Source organism: Brachybacterium sp. HMSC06H03 (assembly GCF_001807385.1).
Lineage (GTDB): Bacteria > Actinomycetota > Actinomycetes > Actinomycetales > Dermabacteraceae > Brachybacterium > Brachybacterium conglomeratum.
This window is the reverse complement of sequence record NZ_KV788862.1, coordinates 1-1,931: the sequence shown is the minus strand read 5'-3', so window position 1 is coordinate 1,931 and position 1,931 is coordinate 1. Positions and strand designations below refer to the sequence as shown.

The window sequence follows — 1,931 nt, the reverse complement described above, 5'->3', positions numbered from 1 at the left end:
CGTACGGCGCGGGGCGCCGTGGCGGGGCGGCTCGGCGCGACGGGGCGACGGGTCGGCGGGAGAGCGGTGCGGCGCCTCGGGCTGCGGAGTCGTGCCGAGCATCCTCATCCCTCCTCGGCCTCGATCTGCACGCCCTCGAAGGAGGGGCCCGCGCCCATCACGACGTCGATCGCGGTGATGTCGTCGATCGGGGCGGCGAAGTTCGCCCAGTACGCCTGGGTGTCTCCGGAGGCGAGCTCGACCGCGGCCTGCTTGCTGTTCCACATCGTCGGGCCGTCATAGGACCCGTTGGTGCTCAGGATGTCGTAGCGGGTGAGGTTCGCGCGATCCACGAGGGCCGGCGCCACCACGGAGTGGTTGTCGCCGTGCAGGTTCCAGAGAGTGAAGGCGCCGGGCTCGGTGAACTCCGGGGTAAAGGTGAGCAGCAGCTCGAGGGTCTCGCCGCGCCGGCGCAGATGGTGCAGACCCACGGTCATCGTCCCCTCCACCTCGTCGGACGCGATGGGGTACTCGAGCGTGTCGATCGCATCGGCCGGATCGACCGAGGAGGCCGCCTGCGAATCGTCCGCACCGCCCGCGGAGCCCTCCTCCCCGCCGCCGTCGGAGGCGGCCGGCTGCTCCTTGCCGTCAGAGCCGCTGTCGGAGCCGCCGTCGCCGGCCCCGTTCCCGCCGGACTCCTCGAACTCGGCGTCGCCGCCGGTGGAGCAGGCCGCGAGCGACAGCGCGCCGAGCGAGGCGAGGGCCAGGAGGGCTCCGCGCCGGGTGGTGGGACGGATGCGGTGAGCGGTCATGGTCGGACTCCTTCTCTCGGGCCGCTGCGCGGCCGCCGGGGATGTTCTCTCACGGTGTATGTCGTCGGCCGGAGTGGATCGGTTGCATCGGATCTCGACCAATTCTTCGAGCGGTCACGCGCGGACCCTCACCACGCGCCGTGCCTCGAGCTCCTGGCCCTCCGGGGTGCGGGCGCGCAGCACCAGCTCGGCGCGTCCCGGCCCCGAGGCGGTCAGCGTCGCCTGCTCGGCATCGACGAGATGCTCGCCGGTGGGCAGCGTCCACACCCACGAGTCCACGCCCGCCACCTCGGCGGTGAACACCGCCTGCTCGCCCACGCGGATCTCGTCCGGCCCGGCGATCGCGAGGGAGGAGTCGCCGGCGGCCGACGGGGCGGACGCGTCCAGTCCGAGCAGGCTCCCTGCCCCGAGGCCGACGCCGAACGCGAACACCGGCAGCGCGACGAGGAACGCGCGGCGACGCGGGCTGCTGGTGGGGGCTTTCGCGCCGGAGCCGGTGGGGGCGTGCGTGGCCTGAGAGGCCGTCGTGTGCGTGGTGGTCCCGTCGGCCCCGCTGGAGCGGGCCTCCGAATCGCCATCGGCTCCCGGCGAGCCGTCGGCGGCGTCGGCCGGACCGTTCTCGGCCGAGCCGCCGACTGCCTCGGGAACGGTGCCGCCCGCCGGTTGCGCGGGCGGGGGTGGAGCGAGCGCCTCCTCGACCTCGGCGAGCCACTCCGTCGCCTCGGCCTGGCGCGCGGCGGGATCCTCGGAGAGGCCCCGGGCGAGGACGTCCTGGAGCGTCTGCGGCATCTCGGCGTCGTCGATCAGCCAGCGCAGCAGTGCGGACATCGCCCAGATGTCGGCGCGGATGTCGACGGTGCCGGGCCTCGACTGCTCCGGCGGGCGGAACCCGTCGGTGCCGGCCGCGACGGTCAGGCCCGAGCTGAGGGCGAGGTCCTTGCACATCCCGAGGTCGGCGACGAGGAGCCGCTCGTCGGCGCGCACCACGGCCGACGGTGAGGACTCGATGCCGACGGCGCGCGCCGCCTCGCCGCTGGTGCTGGTCAGCAGCAGGTTCCCGGGGCTGAGGTCGCGGTGGACGAGCTGGGCGCGGTGCACGGCGGCGACCGCCGCGGCGAGGGGCCTCGCCACGGCGAGCAC

General features: G+C 74.5%; 2 protein-coding genes. Both read right to left on the bottom strand.

What is annotated here, in order from left to right:
- Positions 1 to 104: 104 nt before the first annotated feature.
- Positions 105 to 791, bottom strand: coding sequence for a hypothetical protein (locus HMPREF3159_RS11250; RefSeq protein WP_070501103.1), 687 nt, complete (start codon positions 789 to 791; stop codon positions 105 to 107).
- 114 nt (positions 792 to 905) lie between these two features.
- Positions 906 to 1,931, bottom strand: a 1,026-nt coding sequence (locus tag HMPREF3159_RS11245) for a protein kinase domain-containing protein (protein ID WP_070501102.1), incomplete at its 5' end; no start/stop codon positions are given.

Coding starts and splice junctions, on each gene's coding strand:
- HMPREF3159_RS11250 (WP_070501103.1), bottom strand. CDS start 791: ATGACCGCTCACCGCATCCGTCCCACCACCCGGCGCGGAGCCCTCCTG.